We start from the raw sequence: 24,467 nt of genomic DNA on the forward strand, positions 1-24,467 counted from the left end.
GAATCAACTGGGGAGCGCATGTCGCAGCGAATAAGAGTGGAAATTGAGTCGCGAGCCCGATATCACATCATGTGGCTCGCGGGCGTGCGGCACGTGGCCCTCGACCAGCACTGCTTGCGAAGCTTCGGCCACCCTGATCGTCCCCGGGTGGACGTGCGCAGTCGGCACCAGGCAGTGGAACTTCCCATGGATAACCCGCCCTTGGCCTGGTACCTGTGTGCGCTGCCGATCCCCTGGAACTGGAGCCAAAACGCGCACCTGGCCTTCGAGGGCGCACCAGGAGAGCAGTGGAAAGGCTATGCCCTGGTGCCGGGCCTATACGTGCACCTCCACAACGCTCGCCCCATCACCGGATGGGGCGAGCACAACATCCCTGACAGTGAACCTCGTCGGAAGTCATATCGTTTCCGCACCTGCCGCAACTACCAGTTCGCCTGGTGGCTCCGAACCGAGCGCAATGCGCCGGACGCCCCGCCTGAGTATGTACCGCCCCGGCGTCCTGGAGAAGGTGAGCAGATGTCATTTCTGTGACATTCGTTCGGGCTCGTTCGCGTCCGCGTCACGTGAATCCTCAATGGGGTCTGCGGAGCCATCCCCCTCGCACAGGGTGGCGCGAACGCGGCGCCAGGAGCCGATCAGCGGCGGCAGCTGATCTAGTACGCCTCGGGCGACCCAGATGAGAACGGACAACACTCCAGACCACGCCAAGATCCACAGGATGACAGTCGACTCCACAGTTCGGCTTTCCTTTCGTTCTGGGGCCGAACTGTGCGCAGGCACACTCAGTCCGGCCACGTCGAGTGGCTGAACCAAGTTCCGTGCCGGCGGTTGAAACTCAGGTCTTGCGGTCCGTCTGGTCGGCTTCGGAGCGTTGTGGAAGCGGCTTGCTCTCGCCTCGTTGCTGGAGACGGGTCGAGCGAGTCGCCGGATTCGCTCAGTCCATCAACAGCATGGGGCCCTGCGCAGTCCGCTGCAGTCCGCAGCCGACATTGGGGGGCCCTGACTTCCAGGCGCCACCGTAGCGCACGCACGAGAACCGAGTGGCCAGTTCTCGAGACTGGCCGCTGGTGCAGAAGGCAGGCGCACAGTGCGATCATGGCTGACGGGCGCGGGGGCGCACCCGAGCTGTGGAGGACCCCGCCGTGGGACGCCCCGACAAAGCCGCGCGTGCGGCCATCGCGCGCCGCCGCTCGGACGCCATTGACCTGCGCCTCGCCGGCGTGGACTGGCTCACCATCGCTCGGAAGCTGGCCGCCGACCCGACCGTCAACTCCGACGGCATCGCCTACCCGCGGGGCTACGGGATCGAGCGGTACCGCAAGAACCAGGACCCGCCCACCAACGAAGCCCTGATCCACGCCGCGTGCAGGGACGTCCGCACCGCGCTCGCCGACCGCCGAGCTGAACTGAACGACGACGTCGACGAGCTGCGCGCACTGGAGGCCGACCGACTCGACCGTCTGTTCTTCGTCGCCTACAAGAAAGCCGTCCGCGACCAGGACCTCGCAGCCATCGACCGCACACTGCGGATCATGGAGCGCCGCGCTCGGCTGCTCGGCCTCGACATGCCAGTCAGGACGGAACTGTCCGGCCCAGACGGCGGCCCCGTCCAGGTCGAGGACGTCACCGCGGACGAACTCAGCGCCCTGATCGACCTCACCGACCCGGACGGCGGATGACGCGGTACGACTACGCGAGCGTCATCGCCCGCTACAAGACGCTCCCACCAGCACAGCGACGCGCCATTGGTCGGGCAGCTTCGTCAACGCTGCGCGCCCAACTTGCCCGCGCTGAACGCCAACTGGCCATGGACCGCTCACCCGGTGCACTCGCAGCCGTTCTCACCGGAGGGCGCGAGATGCAGGCGCCCCACCTGGACCTCATCGACCAGGCGTTCATCGACATCGCCGAAGGCCGATGCGACCGCGTCATGCTCACCATGCCCCCGCGGCACGGCAAGAGCCGCCGAGCCTCCCGCTGGGCGCCCCTCTGGTACCTGCGGCGCAACCCAGGCCACCGCATGATGATCGCCAGCTACTCCGCAGACCTGGCCGACGATCACGGACGCTGGATCAGAGACGCCATCACCACCTGGGGTGATGAGCTCGGCATCCAACTCAAGCCCGGCAGCCAGGCCGCCAACCGCTTCGATATCGCCGGCGGCGAAGGCGGCCTCCTCGCCGCAGGCATCGGCGGTGGCCTGACCGGGCGCGGCGCCCACATCGCCATCGTCGACGACCCGGTCAAGGACATGGCCGACGCCGACAGCCCCACCATGCGCAAGCGCGCCTGGAACTGGTGGACATCCGTACTGCAGACGCGACTCGAACCCGTCGGCGCCATCTGCCTCATCCAGACCCGGTGGCACGAAGACGATCTCGCCGGACGCATCCTCGCCACCGAGCGCGACGCCTGGCGGGTCATCGACCTGCCTGCCCTCGCAGACAGTCCCGATGACCCGCTCGGCCGCAAGCTTGGTGACCCGCTGTGGCCCGAACGCTTCGATGCAGCCCACCACGCCAAGACCCGCAAGCGCGTTGGCGAGCGCGTATGGGGAGCCCTCTATATGCAGAAACCCCGGCCCCCGGAGGGAGGTGTCTGGAAGCGCGAGTGGATCGACACCGCCCGCATCAACGCCGTCCAGTTCTCCGGCATCGACCTGGCACGCATCGTCGTTGCCGTCGACCCCGCCGGCGGAGAGTCCACCGTCGGCGACGAAACGGGGGTCGTTGGCGTCGGTCGCGACTTCGACCGCCACCTGTACCTCCTGGCTGACCGATCCGGCTTCATGGGCGCCAACGACTGGGGCCTGGCCGCATGTCGACTCGCCCTCGAACTCAAAGCCGACGCGATCGTGGTCGAGAAGAACTACGGCGGAGACATGGCGAGGCAGATCGTCACACAGGCATGGGAGCAGCTGCGCCGGGAGGGCGTCACCAGGGGCCTCCTCATGCCGATGATCCTGGAGGTCACCGCCAAGGTCGGCAAGCGTCTTCGCGCTGCTCCCGTGGCCCAGCTGTACGAGCAGCAGCTCGTTCACCACGTCGGCGAGTACCCCGACCTGGAGGAGCAGATGGTCACCTGGGTCGAGGGGATGGACAGCCCGGACCGCATGGACGCCGCCGTGCACGGACTCACGGAACTCGCCGACCCAGATCAGCTCGACACTTTGCCGACCGACACCGACGACGACCGCTTCGACGGCCGCCGTTGACCCCACCTGCAGGAAACGGCCCCAAGAGGAAACTACCCAAACATAGTCGCCGGACGAATGCGCGGTCGGATAACCTTCCTGATCTGTACGGTGACAGAGAGTCGCGGGGTCGTCCATGAACATGCGCTTGCGTGCCGTCGCGCCGAAGGGCATGCCTCGCCCCTCGGGCGACGAGGGGTACAAGCTCCTCAACTCTGTTTGGCGACACCTCGCGCAGACGGGACGGTGGCCGACCTTCGAGCAGATCGACCGGTCCCTCTACCGCGACGGCATCCACTTCGAGCACGCTGTGGCGCAGCTTCCTGAGGGCTTGGTGATGGGGATCGATCGCGACCTAAAGCGACGGCCGCCTCAGACCGATCAGTTGATCCAACTCTCTCTCGCTGGCGCAGTGCACTGCGACGACGCTGCCGCAGAGGTCAAGGCGTTCATCGGCCTCGTTCGTCTCGGAGGTGTCGTTGAGCGGGACTGGGAACCTGCGCCTGACGATCCTTCGGCTCCCAGCCATCCGTACATCGACCCCGAAGTACTCGGTTCGCACCCGGCCTTCGACCCTGGCGTCTACCCGCCGGCGGAGGTCCTCTATCGCGCTGCGCACCTCAGCGTGTTTGAACCCTGGACGTCGGGTCTCGGATTCCGGCCCGAGGAGTTGTATTGGCGCGTGTCCTTCGACCGCCGCATCCGACCTTTCGCAGCGGTGGCCGGACTGGCCGAGTATTGGAAGGCAAGGACGAACGTGCTCCCTTCTACGCCTCCAGACCCCGTGTTTGTGCAGGCGCCCGCTGTATGCGCACCCGTCGTTGCACCACCGCCCGAGCTTGCGTTCACGCTCACGATTCCGCTTCACCCGGACGTGGCGGCAGTAGCAGCTGAACGCTTCCAGAAGGGCCAACACGCCGACGCCGTATTCCGGGCGTACCAGGCCGTGGAGAACCGAGTTCAGACGCTCATCGGATCGTCCGAGGTCGGGACAAGACTCATGGGGTTGGCTCTCGCCTCGGACACGCCGAAGCTCGTGGTCACGCGGTCCACCGGCTCCTCGCTGGCCAGCGAGCGCGAAGGCTTCCAGAACCTGTTCCGGGGCGCCATGGCAGGACTCCGCAATCCGAGGGCGCATGGCCCGCATGACGTCGACGATCCCGAGGAAGCCCAAGAGATGCTCGTCTTCGCGAGCCTTCTTATGCGACGGCTCGACCTCGCTGAAGCGGAGCTCAGTGCCCGGTCTGATCAGGTTGCCGGAACGCCGTAACCTGATCTTGCGGCGCGGGGCCGACTGCCTGGAGGGGCACTGTGGGCCTGCGCGAGCTGATCACCGACGTCTGGAGCTGGCTGGACTACAAGCCAGCCATGGCCGACCCGCGTCGGCCAGGCCGGAGCACCTGGGCGGAGCTGACCCGTTCATGGGTGCCGGACGAGGACCTTCGGCGTCTGGCCGCCTACCGGCTCTTGGCCGCGTACGACTCCAACCAGGCCGGCCAGGTTGCCGCCGTCACTGGAGACGATCAGGCAGGCCGAGAGCGGAGGGAACTCGGCGACGCCTCCAAGCTGGTCGACACCGCGCTCGGCTACCTCCTCGGCACCGAGCAGACCATTAGCGTCGCTGGTGCGGAGCACACCGACGACGAGCCGACTCGCGAGGCAGCCGCGGCGCTGGCTGTGCAAGAGAGACTCCGGGCCTGGGCGGAGAAGGAACTGCTGCCCCTGCGCCTTCAGCAGGCCGAGCGAACCGCGATCCTCCTGGGCGACGCCGTCTACACCCTGGCCTGGGATCCCGAGAAGGGACGCGTCCTGCTGCGCACCTGGGACCCGGGCCTGTACTTCCCGGAGTGGCCGGAGGACGGTGAGCAGGACGGAGCTGAGTTCCCGCTGCGGGTGCACCTGGCATGGGAGCTTCCCGAAGACAAGCGGCGTGGCCTCAAGGCGAGGCTGCGAAGGATCACGTACGAGCTGGGCCCGATCGGTCCGGCCAGTCGGCGCAGCGTGGCAAAGGACGACAGCCCGATACGCGAGCACCTGTACGCCGACGACGGCGAACCGATCCTGGTCAAGGGCGACATGATGAACGCGGAGACGGGCGTCATCACGCGCACCTACCCATGGGCACCGAACCGGCCCTCCCCGTGGACGTGCTACCTCACGGACGCGGAATGGAACCTGGACGATCTCAAGTACGCCGACCTGCTGTACGACTTGCCAATGCACAAGGCTCGGTACCGAGTCCGCTCGGACGGCGAAGTCCTTGACCGGCTCGACCTCATGGTGGACTTCATCCCCGTCATCCACATCACCAACAGCATTCCCGCCAGCGGAGAGCACTGGGGAAAGCCCACCGTAGCGACTGTTCTCCAGGCCCTGGACGAGCTGTCCGCGACCGATACTGACAGCTCGGGGGCATCGGCCACGACTGGCTCTCCGATCATCGGTCTGGCCGGGGCCCGATTGCCCATCGACCGCGTGACCGGCCAGCCGCTCCCAGTGAAGGTCCGAGCGGGGACGGTGTGGCAGCTCAACGACAACGGGCGGATGGACGTCCTCGACACTTCCGCTCAGCTTGCCGAACTGCGCGCCCGGGTCGATCACATCCTCGACCGCATCGCAGCAAACAGTCGTCTCACCGCCGCTGGCCTCGGCACCCTCGACCCGACCGCACTGCCGTCCGGCTACGCGCTACAGCTCGCGCTCGGCCCGCTGGACTCGCTGGTTGCCTCCATGCGGCTGGCCCGCAACCACAAGTACGCCATCCTTCTCCGCATGGTGCAGCGACTTCACCAGGCCGGACAGGCCGAGGGCTGGCCAGCGGGGGAGTCGTTTCCCGCACACCTGATGTGGGGCCCGCACACCCCGACAGACCGTGCCGCCGTCCTCGACGAGGTGGTCAAGGGCGTGGGCGCCGGTGTGCTGTCCGTCGAGACCGGCGTCCGGATGCTCATCGACGCCGGATATCCGATTGACGACGCCCAGACGGAGGTCGAGCGGATCCAGTCCCGTGCCTTCGAGGCTGCCGCCCGCCTTGCTGACGCGACCGGGGACAACGCTGCTGTACGCGAGTACCTTGGTCTGCCGGAAGCGGACCCGGAACTCCCAGACACGCTCCTGATACCGGCCGAGGTGCGTGATGCATGAGACCACAGGAAATGCCGAGCCTCGTGAGGGACGACGACCCGATAATCGTGCGCATGACGTCCCGCCATCGCTACCCCGGCATAGCCCAGTTCCCTCGACCTGTGCCTGTGGACGTGGAGGTCTTGGGTTTCGCCGCAGAGGTCGCGATCGGAAGGCACCAGGTCATAGTGGCCCTGCCGGTCGTGCAAGGTGACCCCAGTTCTACCCCGCCTCCTGACCGCTATGGGCGACTGGACCGCCTTGCGGCACCGCCTGAGGTAGCCGGCGAGGCCCTTCCGGAGGCGATGATGCGGGATTTTACGAACGCCTGGGGTTTCCGCAGCGCGCAGCGCATTTGTTACGTCGAGGCTGTGGCCATCGCCCCGGTCCTCGGTCCTGGGGAAGACGCGCTGGAGAAGCCGGTGCGTGATCTGGGCAACGACTTCTTCCTTTGGTTCCGGATACTTCAGGAATGGGCCTGTGTCTGGAGCGGTGAACCGATGCAGGACTTCGACCCTTACCGTCCCTCCGCCGTGCACATCATGGACGAGCAGGGTGCAATCGTCAGCAACGGTCCGAGGGAACGTGGTGTGTACGTCTGGCCGGAACCCCTCAACAGAGCCCAATTTGCCGGCGCACTGAGGCGTGCTTCGGCTGGCGAGTTGCTGCCGCCCGAGCACCGCACACTGCTCGATGCTGTGGAAGCCAAGGTCGGAGGCATGTTCCGCAAAGCAGTCATTGACGCGGCTACAGCGGTGGAAGTTGCGCTGGCTGGACACATCACCCGTGAGCTCATCGGTAAGGGCGTAAACACGTCGGTCATCGACGAAGCGATCAAGGGCGTCAACGGTTTGATGAGCCTGCACAGCCTGTGTACGGAGCTGGGCGCGAACCTGAGGGTGTCCAAGAACAGGCTCGGCGCGCAACTCGCCAACGTCAGGAACCGCGCCGCGCATGCGGGAGAAGTGCCTTCATGGGACGAAGTCCAGATCGCTTGCGAGCACGCTGCCACGATTGTGCACGGCATAACTCCGCTTCCTGAGACCTGATACCACGGACCAGCGCATCACCCGATGTGAGCTGCGGTACCGGGTAACTGCCCCATGAGGAAACGGCCCAGGCTGGCTGGTCGCTACACTGATCACTGGCGCGGGGGCGTTGGAGACCTGTGGATGGTTCACGCATGACGAGGCCTTCGCTCCCCAACCCGCTCGAACCCGTCGGGCACCGCCGTGACGGGCGGCCGATCTATCCGATTCTCGGGGCCTCACCCGACGACGACTCCAACAAGTCGGGTGACGCGGACGGCCCGCCGAGTGGCGGCGTCACGCAGGAGGACCTGTCGCGGCTGCTGGCCCGAGAGAAGACCCAGGGTGGGCGCGCCGCTGTGAAGAAGCTGCTTGGCGAACTCGGCTTCGAGAACTCAGAGGCGCTCACCGAGTTCGTCACTGCTAAGCGCAAGGCCGACCAGGCGGCGCTGACCGAGGTCCAACGCCGGGAGCAGGCCGCCGAGGAGAAGCTGAGGGCGGCAGAGGCGCGCGAGGCGCAGGCTTTGGCCAGGGAACGCGCCGCCATCCGACGCGCCGCCCTCGCAGGGCTCGGCGCGACCGGGGAGGATCTCGACGATGCAGTGCTCCTCATCGACCGCGCGCTCGACGACCAGCCCGACGCTGATGAGGAGACCGTCATCGCTGCCGCCGAGCAGCTGAAGGAGCGGCGCCCCGAGTTGTTCGGCCAGGCCCGCGAGACCCCACCGCCCGCTCCGGGCGGATCTCCCGCTGGCGGCCCGCCGACACGTGGAGGCGTTCCGCCCAAGCCCGGAGCGGCTGGCCTCGACATGGCCCGGCGACGCGGCTTCATCACCGACTGACGCAGCTCAAACACGTCATGGCCAAGATCATGACCCCACCGGCGGGCAGGCCGGACACGGGGACCACGCCCCTACCCGATTCGTGGACGGCGCCACCAGCCCGGTGAGCGCGCGGCACCCATCCGCGACCGTCCACTGGAGGTAGGGGCGTTGTCCATTCAGCCCGTATCCCGGTCGGCGACGTACAGCGCGAACCGTGACTGGCTCGCCTCGCTGCACGGAACCGACCAGACCGAAACGATCACTCTCGACCTGTCGAAGTTCACTGCGAACACGCACTACTTCGTTTCGACCGACCCCGACCAGCCGTACTCCCGCGTCGTGTCCGGCATCCCCGTCGGCAAGATCACCGCCTCGGGGCTGTACGCGCCGTGGAACCCGGCAGCGTCCGACGGCACCCAGGTCCTGGCCGGTCTCGTTTTCGCCGAGGCACTGTTCGCGCCCGGCGTCACGAAGGTCCCGGCCGCACTGCTGTGGCACGGCGTCGCCAAGGCGTCCAAGGTGCCCGGCGGCATCGACACCACCAAGGTCACCTGGTCGCCGACCGGTGCGCAGATCCGGTTCGTGTGAGGTGACGAGCAGATGACCATTCAGGACCTCATCAAGGACGTCACCGTCCAGGACCTCACCGCATTCGCGCGGGCCCTGCCCACGCCGGCGGACTTCCTCCTCAGCGGCGGTACAAACCCGGTGTTCCCGCAGCTGCAGCTCAACGACGTGAAGTGGCGGATCAAGGACTCCGGCCGCTACGTCTCCACCGCGAAGTACCGGGCATACGACGCGTCCGTGCCGTTCGCGTCCCGCGAGGCGTGGTCGAACGTCCGCGAGGGCATGCTGCCAGCCCTCGGACAGAAGCTCGTGGTGGGGGAGCAGGAACAGCTGCTGCTGGAGGCATCCCGCAACGCGGACATGGACCGGCTGCTGGAACTGCTGTATGACGACGTCGAGCGGCACGTCGAGGCCATCAAGTCCCGCGTGGAGCTGGCCGCCGCTGACGTGCTCCTCGACGGCAAGCTCACCATCAACGAGAACCAGTTCGTCACCGAGGTCGACTTCGGCGTCCCGGCCGGGAACATGCCGACAGCCGTGATTCTTTGGTCCGATCCGACTTCCGACCCGATCCGGGACGAGCTGGCGTGGATCCAGTACCTCGACGACCTCGGCGCACCCGAGCCCGCGATGGTGCTGACATCCCGGCGAGCGTTCAGCTACCTGGCGCTCAACAACGCGTACCGCGCCGCGTACTACGGCTCGGTCAACCCGTCGACCACTCCGACCGCGAGCCTGACCCCGGAACAGGTCAACGTGGTTCGGGGCAACTACGGGCTGCCGCCGATCACCTTCTACAAGGCCCAGGTCCGCGTCGACGGCACGGCCGTGAAGTGCCTGCCGGACGACCGGTGGATCATGCTGCCGCCGGACCGACCGAAGTGGGGCAACATCCAGTGGGGCACCACCTCGGAATCCCTCGTCCTCTCCCGCGGCTCCAACCCGGCGATCGTCCGCGAGGACGCTCCCGGCCTGATCATCACGCGGGGAACGCAGGACGACCCGCCGCAGATCTGGACCAAGGGCGCCGCTGTCACCATGCCGGTGCTGCACACGCCGGACGCGCACATCGTGGCGAAGGTGCTGTGATGGGGCGCCGACTGGCGGCCGCGGTCCACGTCCGGCACCCGGTGACCCATGAGTTGCTGGTTCTTCAGCCCGGCGAGGAGCCGGACGAGGACCTGGTCGGGGCCATCACCAACCCGGGCTGCTGGGAAGAGCCGGACGGGGCATCCGCCGACGAGGAGCCGGAGGAGGAAGCCGGGACGGGGAACGCGGAGAATCCCCCGGAGCCGGAGCCGGAGCCGGAGCCGGAGCCGGAGCCGGAGCCGGAGCTGGCCAAGGCCCCGAGGCGGCGAGCGACGAAGAAGCCCGACGCCGAGTAGCAGCACCACCTTTGGGGCTCGGCACCGCCACGGTGCCGAGCCTCCCTCGCACGACAGGAGAATCCGTGGACGACCCCGTACGGGCCTGGCTACTGGCTCAGCTCGGCTCCACTACCGACATTGCTGATCTTGACGCCCGCTACGCGCGGTTGCAGTCCGCGCGCGCCGTCGCCAACGAGGTCCTGGCCGAGCGGCGCGCGAAGCTGCTCGCTGATCCGCTGCGGATGACGGTGGACGGCGTGGTCACCATCGATCAGAGCAACAACCTCGCAGGGATCGAGCGCCAGATCGCCGCGCTCGTCGACGTCGTCGCGCCCGACGAGCCGGCGGAGACAGAGCAAGGCACTGACCTCGTGACCGCGCCACTGCTACGCACTCGGGCACGGTAGAGCAGCGTGCCGTACGAGTGGCCACCGTTGGTACCCGGAGACTCGGATGAGATCGCGCGCCGTGTCGCGGCGGTGCTCGAGGAAGCCTGGCAGCGTCTCGCCGACAAACAGCGCGCTGTCATCGTCCGGTTCGCCGACAACCCGAGGACTCCGTACACCGTGGCGACGCTTGAGGAGTTCAAGCAGGCTATCCGGACCTTCCGCCAGCGCGTTGACCAGGAGGCCCGGCAGTTCGTCGAGCGACAGCTACCTCACCTGTACGCGGCTGGTGCCCAAGCGGCTGCCGAAACACTCGGCGTGACCTTCACCTGGACCACGTTCCATCGGGACGCCCTCCAGTCGCTTGCGGCCGACTCCTACGTCGATTTCCTGCGCCGCTCGCAGGAAGCCGAGCGGATGGCGAACCAGTTCTATCGGGCGGTTCGCGAGGCCGCCCGCCGAGAGGTTCCGCTGCTTGCAGCGGGCAACATGACGGCTAAGCAGGCCGCAAAGAACCTGGCGGACAGGCTCGCAGCCGAGCACAAACTGACGCACGTCATCTACCGGAATGGTGCTCGCGTGCCGGTCCGCGCCTGGGCCGAGGCCGCTACCCTCACCAAGTCGGCCGTCGCCTACAACGCGGGCACTCTCAATCGGACCCGCCAAGCCGGCGTCACCACGGTCGAGGTCTTCGACGGGGCCGACTGCGGATGGACCACCCATCAGGACCCAGACAAGGCCAACCGCACAGTGCGCACTGTCGAAGAGGCGGCCGAGTGGCCGATCTCCCATCCACGCTGTCGGCGTGGATTCGGGCCGCGTCCGGACACTATGGGGCGTCCAGGACCTGGTCTCTGACGGAGGCCTTCACGTGCCGGGGGGTGTTGAGTCAGCGTTCCGACTCTGCCCCGGCGCGGTCCTTAGTATGCGTCGATCCCCCGTCTGTGCAGCACCGCCAATCACGGTGCGCGCAGTCCGACCGCAAGACTGTGGACATGATCCAGGATGCCGCTTCTGCGGCCAGCGCGACACAGCGGGCTCCGGCGAGGAGTGTCCCCTGCACCGCAGGGCCCGCCAGGCACTACGGCACCCAGCTTGACGGGGAAACAATACGCAACGCACACAGGATCGAACTTTCCGCCTAAATCGGGCGCCACCCCCGGAGTGGCGTCGATTGTCGGTGGCACCATCTACATTTTCGTGTGTGGACCAGCGCCGTCACTGGTCAGTAGGAAGGACAACTCAAGTGGTCGACCTGAAGAAGGACGTCTGGGCTATCGCCGACACCCTGCGCGGTGTCTATGCCCGCAACAAGGCAGGTGACGTCATCCTGCCCATGACGATCCTGCGCCGCCTGGAGTGCGTCATGGCACCCCACCGCGCCCAGGTTGCCGCGATCATCGCTCAGCAGCCGCACGAGATGCTGCGCGTGAAAATGATCAAGTCTCTCACCGGCGGTGTGAAGTTCTACAACACGACGAAGCACACCCTGGCCTCGGTTTACGACTCCGGTGACGACATGGCCGACAACCTGCTGGAGTACGTGCGCGGGTTCAGCGACGACATCGACGTCTTCGCGAACTTCCATTTGCCCCAGCACATCGAGCGGATGAGGAAAGGCGGCATTCTCGCCACGATCGTCCGCCAGTTCCGCGACCTCGACCTGTCGCCCGAGACCGTGCCGAACTCCAAGATGGGCGAGCTGTTTGAGCACCTCATCTACATGGACTTCGAGTCGTCCAACGCTGAGTCCGGTGACCACTACACCCCCCGCGACGCGATCAACCTGCTTGTCGACCTGCTGTTCGCCGAGGACGACAACGGTCTGTCCGGCGACGCCATCCGCAGCATCTACGACCCAACAGTCGGCACCGGCGGCATGCTCAGCGTGGCAGAGGAGCACCTGCACCGCATGAACCCGGACGCCGAGCTCCTCCTCTATGGGCAGGAACTGCGCCCCGAGTCCTACGCCATGTGCCGTTCCGACATGCTCGCCAAGGGCCAGAACCCCCAGAACATCGCTCTGGGTAACACGCTGACCAAGGACCATTTTCCCGACGACAGGTTCAACTACATCCTCTCCAACCCTCCCTACGGCGTGGACTGGAAATACATCGCCGAGGATGTGGAGAGGGAGCACAAGAAGGGCTTCGGCGGGCGGTTCGGGGCTGGCCTACCCCCGACCTCCGATGGCGCCCTGTTGTTCGTCCAGCACGCCATCGCAAAGATGAACCCCGCCGACAGTCAGGACGGTGGCGCCAGAGCCGGCATTGTGTTGAACGGCTCCCCGCTGTTCTCCGGTGGCGCCGGGGCCGGCTCTAGCGACATCCGAGGCTGGCTGCTGGAGAACGATCTAATCGAGGCCATTGTTGCGCTGCCGAACGATATGTTCTACAACACTGGCATCTCCACGTACCTGTGGATCTTTGACAATGCGAAGCGCCCCGAGCGTCAGGGAAAGGTGCAGCTCATTGACGCCACCGCCCTGGGTTCTAAGATGCGTAAGTCCCTCGGATCCAAGCGTGTTCAGATCGACGAAACTGCCCGTGAGCGCGTGCTGCAGCAGTATGCCGACATGGAGGTTTCAGACACCTCCAAGATCTTCGACAACCTCGACTTCGCCTACTGGCAGATCACCATCGAACGCCCCTTGCGCCTGAACTTCGCGACCGTCCCCGAGCGCGTCGCCCTCGTTGCTGAGCACAAGGTTCTCGGCAAGATCAACGGCCTCATCGGCGCCCTGAACTCGTTCGGCGGGGGTGTTTACCTCAACCGCGAAGATTTCCTTATGGACCTCGGTAAGCACCTCGGTTCCCGTGATGTCACTCTGACCTCCGCGCAGCGCAAGGCCCTGTGGCAGACCCTCGGTGAGCGCGACGAGAACGCAGATATCTGCCGCTTCCAGTCTGGCAAGAACAAGGGCGAGCCCGAGCCTGACACAGGCCTGCGCGACACTGAGATTGTCCCCTTCGGCTGGGGAGAGCACCAAAAGACCCACGATGCGAAGGATGCCACCATCAAGGCGTACTTCAAGGCTGAGGTAAAGCCTTACATTGAGGATGCCTGGGTCGACTACACCAAGACCAAGGTGGGATACGAGATCCCCTTTACCCGTCACTTCTACAAGTACGCTCCCCCGCGCACCCTGGCCGAGATCGATGCTGACCTCAACGAATCCCTACAGGAGATCCTCGGGCTGCTGAAGGAGGTTGAGGCGTGATCGATTCGTCTTTCCTTGGCCCGTCAGGGCAGTGGCTGACAGACGTTCCGGCGCGATGGAATAACGCGCCGCTTTGGTCCATGTTTGACAGGATCAAAGATGTCGAGCATCCGGACGAGATGATGCTGTCAGTATTCCGCGACTATGGCGTAGTCCCCAAAGAGTCGCGGGAGAACCTGAATAAGACGGCGGAAAACAGAAACATCTACCAACTGGTTCATCCCGGCTGGTTCGTAGTCAATCGGATGAAGGCGTGGCAAGGGTCAGTTGGAATTTCAGAATATCGCGGGATTGTCTCTGGTCACTACATCTGCTTCGCCCCTACTCATCAAGAGGATGTCAGATATCTGAACTATGCGCTCCGCTCGGATGCGTATAGGGCGATCTACCAGGGGCTGTCGCGCGGGGTGCGTCCTGGCCAAATTGAGATTGACAATGGCCAACTGCGGAAACTTCCCATTTCTCTCCCACCTCTCGAGGAACAGCAGGCCATCACTGAGTACCTGGATCGGGAGATTGGACAGATCGATGCGCTGATCGCTGCGCAGGAGCGGTTCATTGGGCTGCTGCAGGAACGGCGTCAGGCTGTGATCGGTCACGCGTTCCAGGAGTTGCCCAATTCTCGAATCCAGCTCAGGCGATTCATCCAGTTCCTTACGAGCGGTTCGCGAGGGTGGGGTGACTACTACGCGGACGACGGTGACGTCTTCGTCCGAATCGGTAACCTGCCGCGCCAGTCGCTTGAGCTGGGTGGTGAAATCCAGCGTGTCGATCTACCTCCCCATGTACGAGAGGGGCAGCGGACCAGGCTTCGAGAGAAAGACCTGCTGTTCTCCATCACCGCCTACATCGGCTCTGTGGCTGTGGTTGGGCCAGGATGGGTTGATGCCTACGTCAGTCAGCACGTAGCACTGTGCCGACTGGATCTTTCGCGGCTGGACCCGCGGTTCGTCGGGTACTTCATGCTCGGAACCGAAGGCCAAGACCAGCTTCTACAAGGAGCTGTCGGCGGTACTAAGGTCCAGCTTGCGCTCGACGACATCCGGGGCCTCCGAATTCCTGCTCCCACGCTCCAGGAACAGCGACGCATCGCGGCACATCTGGACAGTGAGACTGCGAAGATCGACAAGCTCATCGTCAAGACGAAGCGGCACATCGATCTTGCGAAGGAGCGCAAGTCTGCGCTCATCACTGCGGCCGTGACCGGCCAGATCGACATCACGAAGGGGGCCTGAGCCGTGGTGGACCTGACATACGAGGAGCAGTTCGAGCGGCAGATCTGCGAGCACTTGGCGGCTCATGGGTGGCTGTACTCCCCAAACGGGGAGGGGTACGACGCTGATCGTGCTCTGTACCCGGATGACATTTTCGATTGGTTTGAGGAACTGGACCCGCATGCGTGGCAGCGCAGCATCGGTTCCGGCCCGCGAGCGGATTCGGCGAAGGAAGCTCTGCTGGACTTGATCGTGCAGCTGCGCTCCACCCCGCTGGACAACAAGGGCGGCGGCCCTGGCGGGACCCTGCAGTTGCTGCGCTCGGACGTCCCCATCGGGCTGCGCGACGAGCTGAAAATGGTGCAGTGGCGCCCAGCAGACCCGACCAACGCCAGCCGCACGGCCGCCTACGACAAGGTGCGCCTGCGGATCATGCGGCAGGTGCACTACTCGCGGCAAAAGCCTCACGACAGCATCGATCTGGTCGCATTCATCAACGGTATCCCGGTGGCCACGTTCGAGCTGAAGACCAACTTCAAGCAGTCCATCGACGCCGCAGTCAAGCAGTACGCCCAAGACCGCAAACCCAAGGCAGAGCCGCTGCTGGCGTTCGGTACCGGGGCTCTGGTGCACTTCGTGGTCACCGAGTCCGAGGTCCGCATGACCACGCATCTCGACGGTGAGAACACCTACTTCCTGCCATTCAACCAGGGCGACAACGGCGGCGCGGGCAACCCGGTCAACGAGCACGGGCCGGCCACCGCGTACTTGTGGGAGCAGGTCATGGCCCGCAATACGTGGCTGGACATCTTCGGGTCCATGCTGTTCGTGGACGCCAAGAGCACCACGAACGCGATCACACGTGAGCGTAAGACCTCCACCAACGTCATATTCCCGCGCTTCCACCAGTGGCAGGCCGTATCGAGGATGGTGGAGCAGGTCAAGGCTGAGAGCGTGGGAGGACGATTCCTGATCCAGCACTCAGCAGGATCGGGCAAGACGAACACCATCGGATGGACTGCTCACCGCCTGTCGAACCTGCACGACGACACCGGTCGCAAGGTCTTCGACACGGTGATAGTGATCACCGACCGCACGGTGCTGGACGACCAGATGCAGCGCGCAGTCCTGCAGATCGAGGGCAAGCCGGATTACGTCTACAACGTGGACAGGAGAGCCCGCACCGACCAGGGCTCCAAGTCACGTGCGTTGCTTAAGGCCCTGCAGGACCGTCGCCGCATCGTGGTCGTGACCATCCAGACCTTCCCGGCCGTACTCAAGCTCCTGTCGCAGGACGACTCGCTGGCCGGGCACCGGTTCGCGGTCATCGCGGACGAGGCGCACTCCTCACAGGCCGGCGCCACGGCCAAGAAAGTGCGCCAGGTACTGCGCGCCGGTGGTCAGGAAGTCGACGAGGGCACGGAAGTCGACGCTGAGGACACAATCAATGCCTTTGCCGACGCCCCGACCCCGAACGTGTCGTTCTTTGCGTTCACCGCCACCCCCAAGCCCAAGACCATCGAGCTGTTCGGGCGCCGCGAGACACCCGACGCCAAGCCGTCCGCGTTCGACGTGTACTCGATGAAGCAGGCCATCCAGGAGGGGTTCATCCTGGACGTCCTGCCGCGCTACCAGAACTACGGGACGATTTACCAGATCGCCGAGGCGATCAAGAAGAACGGTGTCAACGTCTCCGCTGCTGACGAGGACAACCTGGTCGAGAAGACCGAGGCGGCAAAGGCCCTTAAGAGGTTCGTACGCCTGCACCCGACGAACATCGCCCAGAAGGTCGAGATCATCGTCGAGCACTTTCGCGCTAACGTGGCCAGCATGCTCGGCGGCCACGCCAAGGCCATGATCGTGACCTCGGAACGCAAGCACGCGCTGCGGTACAAGCTGGCGATCGACAAGTACATTAAGTCCAAGGGTTACGACCTGGGCACCCTGGTCGCCTTCTCCGGCACGCTGGACGACCCGGAGTCCGGCATCCACGACGAGGTCTCCGAAGCCAAGATGAACCCAGGAGCTGGTCCGGACCTGGCCGAGGCGTTCGCCGAGCCGAACTACCGCGTCATGATAGCTGCGGACAAATTCCAGACCGGGTTCGACCAGCCCCTGCTGTGCGCCATGTACGTCGACAAGCGCCTGGACAACATTCAGGCGGTGCAGACCCTCTCTCGCCTGAACCGCACCTTCCGATCAGGCAACCTGGTCAAGGACCGCGTCTTCATCCTGGACTTCATCAACGAGCCCAAGGACATCCAGGCGGAGTTTGCAAAGTATTACGAAGAAGCCGAGATCGAGACCGAGACCAACCCCAACCAGCTGCACGTTCTGGCGATGGGGCTGCGCACCTTCGGCATCTTCGACACCCAGGACGTGGCCCAGTTCGTCCAGGGCGCTCAGGACGGTGACCGCAACGCGATCACCGCTGCGATGAGCCGGGCGCAGGACCGGTTCGCCCAGGCATGGGACCAAGCGCAGGACGACGAGGACACTCAGGCCGCGGAGCGGCTGGAGCAGTTCCGGAAGAACGTCTCCTCGTTCGTGCGACTCTACGACTTCCTGTCCCAGGTATACGACTACTCCGGCTCCCCGCTGGAAGACCTGTGCGCGTTCTGCCGTGAACTGGCCCAGTGGATCAAGGCCGAGCGGACGCACGACGAGATCGACATCTCAAGCGCCCGGCTGGTCGCCATCGAGCAGAAGGACAAGGGCGTCACGAATGCTTCGGTCACCGAGAAGGGTGACAAGCTGACCGGGCCGAGCGCGCTGGGCACGGCCAAGGTGAAGGACCCTGAGATGGTCCCGCTACTGGAGGTCATCGACACCCTCAACACCCTGTTCGACGACCTATCGGAGTCTGCCGTCGCCGGACTGATGGCGCTTGTCATCAAGGCGGCCAAGTCGGATGAGGTGCTGAGGTCGCGGGCCCTGGAGAACAGCCTGGAGAACTTCCTAAAGTCCGAGAAGGTTCGCGACCGGATCCTCGACACGCTGCTCGCCGCCCCCGGGGAACTCGGAAGAGTAGTGGCCGAGGTCGTCGGTGATGGCAAGGGTCTGGACAGCATCATCGCCGGCGCCTTCCACGGCGTACGTCTGGACGCCGAGCAGGAGGCCGACTAACAGCACGTATCAACGTACCCTGGACGAACGGTCGTTGGGCTCGCGCCGGGTCATCACCCGGCTGCGGGTGCGCCGGTACTTCTGCGACCGCAGGAGCTGCCCGCACGACCTTCGTCGAGCAGGTGCGGGGGCTGTCCGCGCGCTACCGCCGTTCCAGCACCGGGCTGGCTGCGGTCGATCACGATCGAGCTCGGCGGCCGTCCCGCCGCACCGTCATCGAGGAAGGCGCCGCCCAACCTGAGCAGCGTCGCACCGTGCCACCGCCCGGGCACTGGCCGATTCACGAGGCCATCCCGCTCGTGCTGGCTGCTGGCTCCAAGGCGAGGACGACGAGGAGGCCCCTCCGTGAGCATCTCCGTCGCCGAGCACGCTCCCCACCGCGCCCACCGATAGGGTTGGCGGCGTCGGAGCGAGGAGGGAAACCATGGCGCTGACCACGTCGCTGGCTGGCCGGGTTCGGAACACGAGCCTGCCGAAGAGCCATGCCCTCTTGCCGCTCCTTGAGGCCGTAGTTAATGGCATTCAGGCGATCGACGCCCGATTCGGCGACGACGTCGAGCGTGGCCGTCTGAGCGTCAGGATCCAGCGCAGCCCGCAGGAGGAACTCGACCTCGTTCACGCTAGCCCTGGGCGAGTGGCGCTGAAGCCCATCGTCGGCTTCAGCGTCGAGGACAACGGGGTGGGCTTCACCCCGGAGAACATGACCTCGTTCGAGACGCTGGACAGCGACCACAAGGCCGCCATCGGCTGCCGTGGTGTGGGACGCCTGCTCTGGCTCAAGGCGTTCGACAGAGTCTCGATCCGCAGCGCCTATGAGGACGAAGCCGGAGTCCTCCACGGACGGCAGTTCCGGTTCTCCGTCGAGGGGGAGGTCGAGCCGGACGGGGAAGCGGACGGCCTAGGCAATGTCGGCACGATCGTGAGCCTCGACGGGTTCAGGAAGCCCTTTCAGCAGAGCGCGGTGAAGTCCGTCGACGCCATCGCTCGCGAGACGTTCGAGCACTGCATCTGGTACTTCCTCCGCCCAGGGGGCGCGCCTGACATTACGGTGACCGACGACGTCGAGACCGTCTCGCTCAACGACCTCATGGCCGACTTTGTGTTCTCCGAGATGCCGACGACCTCGATCGACGTCAAGGGTGAGAAGTTCGAGATGGTCAACCTCTGTCTCAAGTCCTCGACGCGTAATCCCGCGCCGCGGCTGTACTGGTGCGCCGCGAGCCGCGTGGTCATGGAGGAGAACCTCACGAGCAAGGTGCCCGGGCTCTACGGGAGACTCAAGGACGAAGCGTCCTCCCAGTTCACGTATGTCTGTTACCTGTCTTCCGTCTTCCTGGACAACCACGTCCGCGCGGACCGCACGGCCTTCGACATCGCCGAGCGCGTGCCGGGCGCGGCGCTGATCGAAGACGTGTCGCTGGACGACATCCGCGAGGGCGTGCTGAAGGAAGTCGAGAGGATCCTCGTCGGCCCGCTCAGCGCAGCGCGCGAGGAGGGCAAGGCTCGGGTCAACGAGTTCGTGAGCAACCGTGCGCCGAGGTACCGGCCCGTTCTGTCGCGGCTCGAGTCGCTCGGCGTGAGCGTGGATCCGTCCATCAAGGACCACGACCTTGAGTTGTTGCTGCACGGCAACCTCCAGAAGCTCGAAGCCACCGCGATCGCCGAGGGCCAGGCCGTCTTCGCCGAAGTCGGCTCCTCTCGGCCGGAGGACTACAACGAACGGCTCACTCGGTATCTGGGCATGGTGACGGACATCAACCAGTCCGACCTGGCCGCGTACGTCTCACGCCGGCGAGTGATGCTCGACGTACTCGCCAGACGGATCAGGTCCGACGACGAGGGCAGGTACAGCAAGGAGGACGCCATCCACTCGCTGATCTTCCCGATGCGGACCGACTCGAACGAGATCGGCACCGACGCCTCGAACCTGTGGATCATCGACGAGCGGCTTGCGTTCCACGACTACCTTGCCTCCGACAAGACGCTCAAGAGCATGCCGATTACAGGATCCGACTCGACGAGGGAGCCCGACGTGCTCGCGACTCGGCTCGTCGGCTCCCCCGTGCTGGCCGCGGAGGGCGAGACGCTCCCGCTGCCGTCCATCGTCGTGATCGAGATCAAACGGCCGATGCGTAACGATGCGGCTGAGGACAAAGATCCGATCCAGCAGTGCCTGGAGTATGTGAAGCGTGTGCGCGCCGGTGGCGTGAAGACCACATCGGGGCGGCAGATCCCCGAGACGCATGAGGCGCCCGCTTTCTGCTACGTGGTCGCCGATCTCACGCCGAAGATGGTGGATAGGTGCAAGTATGCGAGCCTGCGTCCCACTCATGACGGAATGGGTTACTTCGGTTTCAACGAGCCGTACAAGGCATACATCGAAGTGGTGAGCTTCGACCGTCTCGTCAACGCGGCCACCGAGCGGAACCGAGCGTTCTTCGACAAGTTGGGACTTCCGTCCAGTTAATCGATGACGGGGTTATTTGAATGCAACGATCCGCAACACCCTGCATCCCCGGGACCTTGTATCAGGACTCTGCAGCCTTGGTGGCCTGCCATTCGTGGTCGAGCATTGAGTGGATGACGGAGTCTCGCCACTCCCCGGCCTTCTGGATGTGCCCGCGGATGGTTCCCTCTTCGACCATGCCGGCGGCCGCCATGGTTTTCGCCGACGCCGCATTGTGCGGGGAGCGTGCGCCCCAAATGCGGTGCAGACCGAGGTCTTCGAACCCGAGGCCGAGGAGTAGCTGCACGGTTTCCAGGCCGTAGCCAACGCCCCAGGCGTCCGGGCGAAGCGCGAAGCCCATGGTGGCTGCGCGCTGCTGGTGCGGGTCTGTTGCGATCCTGCCGAACCCGATCAGGTCGTTCGTGTCTCGCTCGACTACGGCGAGCGCGTACTCGCTGCGCGGCTCCTCGGTCGCGGCAGCGATTGACCGGGCCACGATGTGGCCGACCTGCTCGCGGGTCCGCGGCTCGAACGACAGGTGCTCCGTTGCTTCCTGGTTGCCATAGATCGCGAACACTCCGTCCACATCGTCGCTGGTGAGTTCGCGGAGGCCGAGACGCTGGCTGGAACGCTGGACCGGGTACATGCCAGGAACCCTACCGTTGCGTTCCGCCGGGGAGGGCTGGTCGTCGTGGCGGGTAAACCGCGAGTTCTTCCCGCAGGTCACGGGCCATGAGAGCGGTGCGCACGCCGTTCGTCGTCAGGGCTTGGCGGACGCGCAGGGCCGAGACGACGATGCCGTTGTTCCTGAAATTGGCCGGGAGGTCCAGCACGGGGCGGATGGCCTGCGCTGCTCCGTCGACGTCACCGCTGTAGATGTAGATGAGGGCCAGGTTGCACTGCGCGCCGGCCAGATCGCCGAACGCCCAGTTGGGGTTTGCTGGGTCGCGGAAGCCTTGCACGGCCAGCTCTGCCTGGGCGGTGAGGTCTGCGTTGCCGTCGCCGAGGAGGGCAGAGGCTTCCACGGCGTAGTACCGCTGCTTCTCCAGAGAGTAGGTGAGGAGGCCACCGAGTTGATCGAGTTCGTCGGGTATGACCTGCTCTCGTAGGTCGTTCGCCGCTCGGTTCGACGCCTGGACCGTCTCGTCGTCGCCGAGGACGGCTGCCGCGCGTGCCTGGAGACCAAGGAGCCACAGGCCGACCGTGCCTCGGAGGTCGGTGGCAAGGGCCGTGCCCTTCTGGGCATAGAACAGGGCGTCGCCGGGCCGGTCCGCCCAGTATTCGATGAGGGACTGGAGTCCACTGACGAGGGACATGAGTGCCGTGTGTTCGGCGTCCTTGGCGAATGCCGCAGCTAGCAGACTCATCGTCCGCGCCTGCTCACGGTCTTCCATGTCGTTGAAGCCCTTGGCCACGAGGAACGCAGTGATAGCGGCCATGAAGTTGAGGTCGCGAAGCTGCGATGGCCGGTGTTTACCGGTCTCCAGGTTGCAGATGATCTGGTCCTGAACGTCCAGGAGGGTGTCCCAGATCTCCGATAGCGGGACTCGGGGGTAGTCGGTAACAAGCCGAGCCACCTGGTCGTGAAGCAACGGGAGCGTGTTCTCTCCCAGCCTGTCTCGATCCGTGTGGAGAACGTACTGCCTCGCACGTCGAACGGCCATCGCGCCGCTCCTTTTCATGTCTCTCAGGTCCATGCCGGGTTCGGCATGGAGTGCAGTGGGCGACGTGCCAGCCAGAGGGGCGAAGTCCGGCGTGGTTCCCTCGGGGACCTGTGTCCACAGCGCATCGATGCTGTAGTTGGTCATGGCGACGACCACCCTGCGGAAGTCGCCTTGAGGTTTCCGCTTCCCGTAGTACCAGGCCAAGTAGGTCGACTGGGCTGGCTCCAAGCCTTTCAGCCCCAGCCCTTCGGCCGCCTCTCTGAACGGAGGGAGGAAGTCCTTGTAGTCACGCAGTTCGCGCTCATTTAGCCAGTGCTGGAAGAACGTGACCAACTGGTGCCTCCCATCCGCTTCGTTCAGCACGTCCTAGGCACGACGGTAAGTCGCTCACGCTGACAACTTGCCCAGTACAGAAGGTACTTAGCTGGTCCGAGAAGGATCCGAGAAACAGACGAGAAGCCAGGTCACCGCTGTACCAGGAGACGAGAAGAAGACGGGGATAGATCCGCAAGGCCACGGCTGCAACGCTCGTACCACCCCTCGCAGAGAGTGCCCGAGCGAGCACAGTCGTGGAAACAGAGGTCCCCGTGAACGCGCAGATGGTGAGCGCCGCTCTCGCCCTTCCCCCGGCGGGCGCACGCACAACTGAGGCACCGGCCCTCGTTGCCGAGCCGGAGACGGATCGAGAGGTTGACGCCGGCCAGGAGCCGACTCCTCTACGCCCGCAGTCGTGGCAGCGCAGCTGGCGTATAGAGGCCTGCGTCCCCCGACTTGCTCGCCTGCACGCCCGTACACGGCTGGGGGTGATGGCTTGGTCCGGCAACCGGAACTCCGCCGTACGGATCATCACCGAAGTCGTACGGAACGCCGTGGATCACGTCGGCAAGGGCATCGTCGAGCTGACGTTGTCCGCTGACGAAGACGAGGTGCTGTTCATCGACGTGACCGACCCGCGCCCCGGAGATGAGAACCTCGAGGGAGCCCTCGCCGGTGGCCATGGGACGGGGCTTTGGCTCGTGCGGCAACTGGGCGGCGAAGTCAGTTGGTTCCCAGCCGAGTCCGGGCACGGCAAGACCATCCGCGTGCGGATGCAGCCGCCCGGCGAGACCGGATCTGCAACCCCGGCCGTCGAGGCCCCCTGACCGGCCGCCGGGCGGCAGACGCCACCTCCCCAAGGTATGAGCCCCTGCCGCCCGGCGGTCTTCCAACCCCCACACGAGGCCCCCATGCCCCTCTTAATGCGTTCAAGACGGGCCCCTGCCCTGCCTGTTGTCGCCCTCCACAGGCTCGGGGGGTGCCCCGATGGCCACCAGTGACATGTCCCTGACCCCGCACCCTGCGGGTTACGACGACGACTTGCGCCTAGCCCTGGAAGACCTCCTGCTCGACCGGTGGCTCTCCACCAAGACGCTGCTCGCCAACACCCGCAGCTGGGCACTGCGCACGTCCCGCAGCCAGGTCCTCGCGGCCGGCGCCGCGAAGGGTGACGCCATCGCGGCCTGGTGCGCGGAGGAGCCCACAGACGCCAACGCCCTGATGATGCGGGCCCGCGTCATGACCCATCGGGTCCTGGTCGCTCACCGCAGCAAAGCAGACCGTCACACCCTGCTCCCTAGGGTCAGCGCCGCACGCGCGGCATGCGAGGACGCTGCTCGCCGCTGGCCAGCTGACCCCGTTCCCTGGGTGTGCCTGCTCGCGCTCGCCCAGTTGGACGTCGACCCCAGGCGTTGGCACGCCGTTGACCACTGGGCGAATCCGCCCGAAGCCATGCTGCCCCGAGGGCCGTGGCCGCTGCTGTGGCAGGTGGACAGGCGCGACTGGCCCAACAGGGAGGCTTATCACCGGATGCTCCAGTGCTTGCAGGCCCGCGGCACTGGAGCCGTGGACTTCACGCGCTGGGTCTCATCTCAGGCGAAGCCGGGATCCGTGCAGCTGCCCTTGCCCTTGTACGCCTGGGTCGAGGAGTACCGGTCTCGGATGGCGAGCAGGCAGGTCGCAAGCACTCTCGGCTTCTGGGACAACGAGCAGGTCCGGCACTACGTCGAGCGGGCAAGAGACGGCTGGTTCGCCCATGTCACCGAAATGAGCACCTGCTCCCTGCTGGACCTGAACTATCTGGCCTACACGCTGACTGCCTGTGGCCTGCCAGGCGCGGCAGAGGTGTTCACGGCGATCGGCCCCTTCGCCACTCCCGCGCCCTGGCAGCACGTCAGCGAAAGCCGGTGGTGGCAGGACGACTTCCTCCAAGCGCGCAACTACGCGATGAAGCGCGAGCGGAGCCGCAGATGAGCAGCCGCGCACCCCCGCCC

The 24,467-nt window shown here is 65.4% G+C and carries 20 protein-coding genes; 18 read left to right on the plus strand and 2 right to left on the minus strand.

Annotation, left to right across the window (positions count from 1 at the left end):
* Positions 1–18 precede the first annotated feature (18 nt).
* The 16 genes from AOK23_RS47680 (at position 19) to AOK23_RS05075 (ending at position 20,515) form a co-directional block, all read left to right on the plus strand.
* A complete protein-coding gene (locus AOK23_RS47680) occupies positions 19–531 on the plus strand; it encodes a hypothetical protein (RefSeq protein ID WP_157877942.1) in 513 nt (170 codons plus the stop codon).
* A gap of 611 nt (positions 532–1,142) precedes the next feature.
* Entirely contained in the window at positions 1,143–1,679 is a 537-nt protein-coding gene (locus AOK23_RS05005) for a hypothetical protein (protein WP_055711528.1), read from the plus strand.
* A gap of 179 nt (positions 1,680–1,858) precedes the next feature.
* On the plus strand, positions 1,859–3,214 hold the full coding sequence (locus AOK23_RS05010; RefSeq protein ID WP_240496251.1) for a terminase large subunit domain-containing protein: 1,356 nt from the start codon (positions 1,859–1,861) through the stop codon (positions 3,212–3,214).
* 115 nt (positions 3,215–3,329) lie between these two features.
* Complete coding sequence (locus AOK23_RS44480; protein WP_240496252.1) at positions 3,330–4,463, plus strand: TIGR02391 family protein; 1,134 nt, start codon at positions 3,330–3,332, stop codon at positions 4,461–4,463.
* Between the two features lie 41 nt (positions 4,464–4,504).
* Positions 4,505–6,337: a hypothetical protein gene (locus AOK23_RS05020; RefSeq protein WP_055711530.1), complete on the plus strand. Its 1,833-nt coding sequence runs from the start codon at positions 4,505–4,507 to the stop codon at positions 6,335–6,337.
* Positions 6,338–6,390: 53 nt separating this feature from the next.
* Complete coding sequence (locus AOK23_RS05025; RefSeq protein ID WP_157877943.1) at positions 6,391–7,365, plus strand: hypothetical protein; 975 nt, start codon at positions 6,391–6,393, stop codon at positions 7,363–7,365.
* A 134-nt stretch (positions 7,366–7,499) separates the two neighbouring features.
* Entirely contained in the window at positions 7,500–8,186 is a 687-nt protein-coding gene (locus AOK23_RS05030; protein WP_055711532.1) for a hypothetical protein, read from the plus strand.
* Positions 8,187–8,336: 150 nt separating this feature from the next.
* Positions 8,337–8,756, plus strand: coding sequence for a head decoration protein (locus tag AOK23_RS05035; RefSeq protein ID WP_055711533.1), 420 nt, complete (start codon positions 8,337–8,339; stop codon positions 8,754–8,756).
* Positions 8,757–8,768: 12 nt separating this feature from the next.
* The gene (locus tag AOK23_RS05040) at positions 8,769–9,824 is read left to right on the plus strand and encodes a major capsid protein (RefSeq protein WP_055711534.1); all 1,056 of its coding nucleotides are present in this window, start codon (positions 8,769–8,771) and stop codon (positions 9,822–9,824) included.
* The gene (locus AOK23_RS47685; RefSeq protein ID WP_055711535.1) at positions 9,824–10,120 is read left to right on the plus strand and encodes a hypothetical protein; all 297 of its coding nucleotides are present in this window, start codon (positions 9,824–9,826) and stop codon (positions 10,118–10,120) included. Before AOK23_RS05040 ends, AOK23_RS47685 begins: the two co-directional genes overlap by 1 nt.
* 65 nt (positions 10,121–10,185) lie before the next feature.
* Entirely contained in the window at positions 10,186–10,509 is a 324-nt protein-coding gene (locus AOK23_RS05050; RefSeq protein ID WP_055711536.1) for a hypothetical protein, read from the plus strand.
* A 6-nt stretch (positions 10,510–10,515) separates the two neighbouring features.
* Entirely contained in the window at positions 10,516–11,346 is an 831-nt protein-coding gene (locus tag AOK23_RS05055; protein ID WP_055711537.1) for a hypothetical protein, read from the plus strand.
* A gap of 388 nt (positions 11,347–11,734) precedes the next feature.
* Positions 11,735–13,708 (plus strand): type I restriction-modification system subunit M, encoded by a 1,974-nt coding sequence (locus AOK23_RS05060; protein ID WP_055711538.1) that lies wholly within the window; start codon positions 11,735–11,737, stop codon positions 13,706–13,708.
* Positions 13,705–14,943 (plus strand): restriction endonuclease subunit S, encoded by a 1,239-nt coding sequence (locus AOK23_RS05065; protein WP_157877944.1) that lies wholly within the window; start codon positions 13,705–13,707, stop codon positions 14,941–14,943. The genes AOK23_RS05060 and AOK23_RS05065 overlap by 4 nt, the downstream gene beginning before the upstream one ends.
* A 3-nt stretch (positions 14,944–14,946) precedes the next feature.
* Entirely contained in the window at positions 14,947–18,048 is a 3,102-nt protein-coding gene (locus AOK23_RS05070; RefSeq protein ID WP_240496253.1) for a type I restriction endonuclease subunit R, read from the plus strand.
* A gap of 424 nt (positions 18,049–18,472) precedes the next feature.
* Entirely contained in the window at positions 18,473–20,515 is a 2,043-nt protein-coding gene (locus AOK23_RS05075; protein ID WP_055711540.1) for a hypothetical protein, read from the plus strand.
* 61 nt (positions 20,516–20,576) lie between these two features.
* Here AOK23_RS05075 and AOK23_RS05080 read toward each other — a convergent pair whose 3' ends face one another.
* On the minus strand, positions 20,577–21,140 hold the full coding sequence (locus AOK23_RS05080; RefSeq protein WP_055711541.1) for a GNAT family N-acetyltransferase: 564 nt from the start codon (positions 21,138–21,140) through the stop codon (positions 20,577–20,579).
* Between the two features lie 10 nt (positions 21,141–21,150).
* Positions 21,151–22,521 carry a hypothetical protein gene (locus AOK23_RS05085; RefSeq protein ID WP_240496254.1) on the minus strand — a complete coding sequence of 457 codons (1,371 nt, stop codon included), beginning with the start codon at positions 22,519–22,521 and terminating at the stop codon, positions 21,151–21,153.
* Between the two features lie 443 nt (positions 22,522–22,964).
* On the opposite strand from AOK23_RS05085, the gene AOK23_RS05090 reads away from it, so the two are divergent.
* Together AOK23_RS05090 and AOK23_RS05095 are read left to right on the plus strand one after the other, a co-directional pair.
* Positions 22,965–23,300, plus strand: coding sequence for an ATP-binding protein (locus tag AOK23_RS05090; RefSeq protein ID WP_055711542.1), 336 nt, complete (start codon positions 22,965–22,967; stop codon positions 23,298–23,300).
* A gap of 160 nt (positions 23,301–23,460) precedes the next feature.
* Positions 23,461–24,447, plus strand: a complete 987-nt coding sequence (locus AOK23_RS05095; RefSeq protein WP_055711543.1) for a hypothetical protein — start codon at positions 23,461–23,463, stop codon at positions 24,445–24,447.
* Positions 24,448–24,467 lie beyond the last annotated feature (20 nt).

Origin of the sequence: Streptomyces torulosus (assembly GCF_001419765.1) — a bacterium.
Classification (GTDB): Bacteria; Actinomycetota; Actinomycetes; order Streptomycetales; family Streptomycetaceae; genus Streptomyces; species Streptomyces torulosus.

What these genes read in the sequence shown, in the direction of transcription:
- AOK23_RS47680 (WP_157877942.1), top strand. Translation starts at nt 19, where the DNA reads ATGTCGCAGCGAATAAGAGTGGAAATTGAGTCGCGAGCCCGATATCAC.
- AOK23_RS05010 (WP_240496251.1), top strand. Translation starts at nt 1,859, where the DNA reads ATGCAGGCGCCCCACCTGGACCTCATCGACCAGGCGTTCATCGACATC.
- AOK23_RS05095 (WP_055711543.1), top strand. Translation starts at nt 23,461, where the DNA reads ATGGCCACCAGTGACATGTCCCTGACCCCGCACCCTGCGGGTTACGAC.
- AOK23_RS47685 (WP_055711535.1), top strand. Translation starts at nt 9,824, where the DNA reads ATGGGGCGCCGACTGGCGGCCGCGGTCCACGTCCGGCACCCGGTGACC.
- AOK23_RS44480 (WP_240496252.1), top strand. Translation starts at nt 3,330, where the DNA reads ATGAACATGCGCTTGCGTGCCGTCGCGCCGAAGGGCATGCCTCGCCCC.
- AOK23_RS05090 (WP_055711542.1), top strand. Translation starts at nt 22,965, where the DNA reads ATGGCTTGGTCCGGCAACCGGAACTCCGCCGTACGGATCATCACCGAA.
- AOK23_RS05075 (WP_055711540.1), top strand. Translation starts at nt 18,473, where the DNA reads ATGGCGCTGACCACGTCGCTGGCTGGCCGGGTTCGGAACACGAGCCTG.
- AOK23_RS05030 (WP_055711532.1), top strand. Translation starts at nt 7,500, where the DNA reads ATGACGAGGCCTTCGCTCCCCAACCCGCTCGAACCCGTCGGGCACCGC.
- AOK23_RS05040 (WP_055711534.1), top strand. Translation starts at nt 8,769, where the DNA reads ATGACCATTCAGGACCTCATCAAGGACGTCACCGTCCAGGACCTCACC.
- AOK23_RS05080 (WP_055711541.1), bottom strand. Translation starts at nt 21,140, where the DNA reads ATGTACCCGGTCCAGCGTTCCAGCCAGCGTCTCGGCCTCCGCGAACTC.
- AOK23_RS05025 (WP_157877943.1), top strand. Translation starts at nt 6,391, where the DNA reads ATGACGTCCCGCCATCGCTACCCCGGCATAGCCCAGTTCCCTCGACCT.